Genomic DNA, 5,399 nt, shown 5'->3' with positions numbered 1-5,399 from the left:
CGCGCACCAGATTGATGAAGCGGCGGAAGAGGTAGTGGCTGTCCTGCGGGCCGGGAGAGGCTTCCGGGTGGTGCTGGACGGAAAAGACCGGCTTGCCCGCAAGCGAGATGCCGCAATTGGAGCCGTCGAACAGCGAGACATGCGTTTCGGTGACACCGTCCGGCAGCGACGCCGAATCGACCGCAAAGCCGTGGTTCATCGAGACGATCTCGACCTTGTTCGTGGTGTAGTCCTTCACCGGATGGTTCGCGCCGTGGTGGCCCTGATGCATCTTCACGGTCTTTCCGCCGAGCGCCAGCGCCAGCATCTGGTGACCGAGGCAGATGCCGAACACCGGCAGGCCGCTGTCGATCAGCGCGCGGATGACCGGAACGGCATATTCTCCGGTCGCCGCCGGGTCGCCGGGACCGTTGGAGAGAAACACGCCATCGGGCGAGAGCGCCAGAATGTCTTCCGCCGAAGTCTTGGCCGGCACGACCGTGACCTTGCAGGAAAGGCCGGCGAACAGGCGCAGGATATTGCGCTTCACGCCGTAGTCGATGCAGACGATGTGATATTTCGCGTCCGCCTCACCCAGCGTGCCGTAGCCCTCGTTCCAGACCCAGGGCGTTTCATCCCATCTGGAGGACTGGCCGGAGGTGGCGACGACGGCAAGGTCGAGCCCTTCGAGCCCGCCCCAGGCCCTGGCGTCCGCCTTCAGCGCGTCGAGGTCGAAATTGCCGTCCGGATCATGGGCGATCACCGCGTTCGGCGCGCCATGCTCGCGGATCCATGCCGTCAGCGCGCGCGTGTCGATGCCGCAAAGGCCGATAATGCCGCGGGCCTTCAGCCACGCGTCGAGATGGCCGGCGGAACGGTAGTTCGAGGGCTGGGTGATATCGGCCTTGAAGATCGTGCCGACGGCGCCGCGGCGGGCTGCCGGCGTCAGGTCCTCGATATCCTCGCCATTGGCCCCGATATTGCCGATATGGGGGAAGGTGAAGGTCACGATCTGCCCGAGATAGGAAGGATCGGTGAGGATTTCCTGGTAGCCGGTCAGCGCCGTGTTGAAGCAGACTTCCGCCTGCACGCGGCCCGTTGCGCCGATACCCTTGCCGAAAATCGTCGTGCCGTCGGCCAGAACCAGAACGGCGGTCGGCTTTTCAGTCATCCATGCGGAGGAGGTCGTCATCTTAATCCCTGTCGTGTTCCTCGCCGGCCTCACGGCCGATTGAACGAGACCTGCCCTGCGCTTATATATGACCCGCACGAACGGGTTCACTCTTCGGTCCGGCGAGACGCCGGTGGTCAGAGAGACGGGCAGACCTTTTTTTGATGCGGTCGCGGGAAAATAGTCAAACGCTGCTTGCGGGTCAATTGCTCTCGGTGCAGACTTGTGGCATCTGCTCAAATTATATGACGGACCCGTTTTTTAATTTGATCGCAGTCCACGTTTTCGGTAAACGCCGCCGCTTGTCGACATGTGTCGGCGAAGGTTCTCAAAAAAACTGGCGTTGCCAGGAGTAGGTTGATGTTGCGCGACAAACTCGCACTTGCACTCAAAGATAGCTCGAAAGCCGACGATCCGGTCCGTTTTTGCACGCTGCGGCTGGTTCATGCCGCCATCAAGGATCGTGACCTTGCCCACCGGGCGAGCGGGAAGGATCCGGTCAGCGACGATGATATCGGCCAGATCCTGTTGAAGATGCTGAAGCAACGCAAGGAATCGTCCCGTCTCTACGAAGAGAAGGGGCGTCATGATCTCGCCGCCCAGGAGCGCGAGGAAATGGCCGTGATCCGCGAATTCCTGCCGGCGCAGCTGCCCGAGGAAAAGATCCGCGAGGTCTGCGCCTCCGTCGTCGAGGAGACCGGCGCCCAGGGCCTGCGCGACATGGGTAAATGCATCGAGACGCTGAAGGACCGCTATTCCGGCCAGATGGATTTCTCCAAGGCCTCCGGCGTCGTCAAGGAAATGCTTAAATAACAACCGCGCCACAAGGCTGTGGATAACTCCTTGGATATGGAGGATAACCCGCGCTGACGGCGTCGCTTGAGGGCGCGCGCCTTTCGGCGGTGCAATAGTGCCCGTTCAGGTGTTCACCCCGCAGTCCGGCTGCTCTGCCGGCGCAAACGAGGGCCAGATGCGCTTTCCGTCGTCATTTCTGGATGAAATCCGAGACCGTGTGCCGATTTCGAATGTCATCGGCCAGCGGGTGACGTGGGACCGCAGGAAGACCAATGCGGGGCGCGGCGACTTCTGGGCCTGCTGCCCTTTCCATGGCGAGAAGACCCCGAGCTTTCACTGCGAGGACGGCAAGGGTCGCTATCACTGCTTCGGCTGCGGGGTCTCCGGCGACCATTTCCGCTTTCTGACCGATCTTGACGGCATGAGCTTTCCCGAAGCGGTGCAGCGCATTGCCGACATGGCCGGTCTGCCGATGCCGGAAATCGATCCGCAGGCGCAGAAGCGCGAGGAGAAGCGCCGCACGCTGATCGATGTGATGGAGCTTGCGGCAGGCTTCTTTCAGGACCGGCTGCAATCGGGCGACGGGGCGAGGGCGCGGGCCTATCTGCGCGAGCGTGGATTGTCCGCCCGCACGATCGACACGTTCCGCCTCGGCTATGCGCCCGAAAGCCGCAATGCGCTGAAGGAATTCCTGGCCGCCAAGGGCGTGGAGAAGCGGGAGATCGAGGCCTGCGGTCTCGTGGTCCACGGACCGGATATCGCCGTTTCCTATGACCGTTTCCGCGACCGGATCATGTTTCCCATCCTTTCTTCGCGCGAGAAGGTGATTGCCTTTGGCGGACGCGCCATGCGCCCGGATGCGCTGGCGAAATATCTGAATTCCAACGAGACGGAACTGTTCCACAAGGGCAATGTTCTGTTCAACTTCGCCCGCGCGCGGCGCGCGCTTTCAGGCGCGGACGGCGCCGGCACGGTGATTGCCGTTGAGGGCTATATGGACGTGATCGCGCTGCATCAGGCCGGCATCGAGAACGCGGTCGCGCCGCTCGGCACGGCGCTGACGGAAAACCAGTTGCAGCTTCTCTGGCGCATGACCAGCGAGCCTGTTCTGTGTTTTGACGGCGACAGCGCCGGCCAGCGCGCGGCCGAAAGGGCGGCAGGCGTCGCGCTGCCATTGCTGAAGCCCGGCCATTCGCTGAGATTCGCCTATCTGCCGGAGGGCAAGGATCCGGATGATCTTGTGCGCGAGGGCGGCAGGCAGGCCTTCGAGCAGATCCTGCGGCAGGCGCGGCCGCTCGCCGACACCATTTTCGAGCGCGAGGCGGGCAGTGATGACAACGCGACGCCCGAACGGCGCGCGGCGATCGAGGCGCGGATCAATCAGCTTGTGCAGACCATTGGCGACGAGAATGTGCGCCGCCACTACCAGCAGGATTTCCGCAATCGCCTTTTCCAGCGTTTTCGCGGCGGCAGCCCGCGCGGCGGCAGTTTCGTTCCGGGCAAGGGGCGGGGCAGGGGCTTCGAGGCGCCGAGGGGCGGCGGCTTTTCCCCGTCCGAACGGCTGTCGCGCTCGCCGCTTGCGAGCATCCGTCCGGCCGGCGCCGCGCTCACCTTTCGCGAATGCCAACTGGTTTTCTGCCTTCTGACCCACCCGGAACTGGCGCGCGAGGATTTTGACAGCATCGCCGCGCTTTCCTTCGACGCAGCCGAGATGCGGGCCTTCTGGCCGGTCTTCCTTGCCGAGGCCTCGCGGCCGGACGCCGGCCGGGAAAAGCTTCATCAAAGACTGGAGGATCAGGGCTTTGCGCCCTTGATCGGTCAGCTCAAGAGCCATGTCAGCCGCAATGTCGGCTGGATCGCGGGGCCGGACGCGGCGCTTGAGGACGTGCGCGAGGTCTATCGCCAGGCCTTGTCGCTGCACAATCGCGCCCGCTCGCTTGCCCGCCAGAAGGCCGAGCTCGAGCGCGAGCTTGGCGAGGCGACCGAGGAGGGCAATCTGGAGCTTCTCGAAGAATTGATGCCGGCGCTGATTTCAGTGCAGAACGAAATCAGCCGGATCGACAACCAGGAAGCGGAGATCGAGGGGTTCGGACTGATGTCTGGCCGCGGCGGGCGCTCCGGCGCGACGGGTTAGCATGGCGCGCCGATGAAGGATTCTCGGGCGCCGGTCCTGGCCGCACCTTGTATTTCCTTCACTTCGTTCTAAATGTAGTCTCGCGGGTCGTCAGGAAGGCTGCATCGGTCCGGACATCGATAGAAGCGTCACGCGGGTGGCATTTGGAGCGCATTTACGATATGAAATCGCGCGATCCCCGTTTTGACGCTTGACGGATGGCGAAAATCTGGGAATCACCAGTTAGAATGGCACAACGCAGCGCAATTTCATGATCTGGACAGTGTTCACCCGGGGTGACAGGCTCCGCGATGGTGAAGTCTGTCCTGTTCATGGTTGAAGTTTTGAAGCCGACCGGAACGGACCTCTAAAAAGGTCCTTAATCATTTGTCGGTAATGCCGCTCGAGAAACTACGGCATAAGCGTCAGGGAAGCAAAATCTATGGCAACAAAAGTCAAGGAAAACGAAGAAGCCGAAACCGAACGCGAAGGCGGAACCGACGGCCCTCTTCTGGACCTTTCCGATGATGCCGTCAAGAAGATGATCAAGGCCGCCAAGAAGCGCGGCTTCGTGACCATGGACGAGTTGAACTCCGTCCTGCCCTCTTCCGAAGTGACCTCCGAGCAGATCGAGGACACGATGGCGATGCTGTCCGACATGGGCATCAACGTGATCGAGGACGAGGAGGAGGTCGACAACGACGGCGACAGCGGCGATAGCGACAATTCTTCCGACGACGACGGCAATTCCGACAGCGACAGCACGGAAGTGGCGACGACGACGGGGACGGCCGTTGCCCAGACGAAGAAGAAGGAACCGACCGACCGGACCGATGATCCGGTGCGCATGTATCTGCGCGAAATGGGCTCGGTCGAGCTTCTGTCGCGCGAGGGCGAGATCGCCATCGCCAAGCGGATCGAGAGCGGCCGCGAGACGATGATTGCCGGCCTTTGCGAAAGCCCGCTGACCTTCCAGGCGCTGATCATCTGGCGCGACGAGCTGAACGAAGGCACGACGCTTCTGCGCGAGATCATCGATCTGGAAACCACCTATTCCGGTCCCGAGGCCAAGGCTGCGCCGCAGTTCCAGAGCCCGGAGAAGATCGAGGCTGACCGCAAGAAGGCGGAAGAGAAGGAACAGGCTCGCAAGAAGCGTTCCGACGACGTCACCGATGTCGGCGGCGAGGGCGTGCAGCCGGAGGAGGACGACGAGGAAGAGGACGAATCCAGCCTGTCGCTTGCCGCCATGGAGGCGGAACTGCGCCCGCAGGTGATGGAAACGCTCGACCTGATCGCCGAGACCTATGTGAAGCTCAGAAAGCTGCAGGACCAGCAGGTGGA

At 62.4% G+C, this 5,399-nt stretch carries 4 protein-coding genes; 3 read left to right on the top strand and 1 reads right to left on the bottom strand.

Annotated features, from left to right (window positions below):
- Window positions 1-1,171: glutamine-hydrolyzing carbamoyl-phosphate synthase small subunit (carA, locus tag AC5DC2_RS18700; RefSeq protein WP_491699553.1), on the bottom strand; the 1,171-nt coding region annotated here is incomplete at its 3' end.
- A gap of 339 nt (window positions 1,172-1,510) precedes the next feature.
- On the opposite strand from carA, the gene AC5DC2_RS18695 reads away from it, so the two are divergent.
- The 3 genes from AC5DC2_RS18695 to AC5DC2_RS18685 form a co-directional block, all read left to right on the top strand.
- Window positions 1,511-1,963: a GatB/YqeY domain-containing protein gene (locus AC5DC2_RS18695; RefSeq protein ID WP_036237095.1), complete on the top strand. Its 453-nt coding sequence runs from the start codon at window positions 1,511-1,513 to the stop codon at window positions 1,961-1,963.
- Window positions 1,964-2,120: 157 nt separating this feature from the next.
- Complete coding sequence (gene dnaG / locus AC5DC2_RS18690) at window positions 2,121-4,079, top strand: DNA primase (RefSeq protein WP_491699554.1); 1,959 nt, start codon at window positions 2,121-2,123, stop codon at window positions 4,077-4,079.
- A 421-nt stretch (window positions 4,080-4,500) separates the two neighbouring features.
- A partial coding sequence (locus AC5DC2_RS18685) for an RNA polymerase sigma factor region1.1 domain-containing protein (RefSeq protein ID WP_491699552.1) occupies window positions 4,501-5,399 on the top strand: 899 nt, incomplete at its 3' end.

This window comes from Martelella sp., from assembly GCF_984369615.1.
Note: the sequence above shows the minus strand (reverse complement) of the source record. Positions and strands in the feature narration are given on the sequence as shown.

Bases quoted from the DNA above. Each gene is read 5' to 3' on its own strand.
- AC5DC2_RS18695 (WP_036237095.1), top strand. From the start codon at position 1,511: ATGTTGCGCGACAAACTCGCACTTGCACTCAAAGATAGCTCGAAAGCC.
- dnaG (WP_491699554.1), top strand. From the start codon at position 2,121: ATGCGCTTTCCGTCGTCATTTCTGGATGAAATCCGAGACCGTGTGCCG.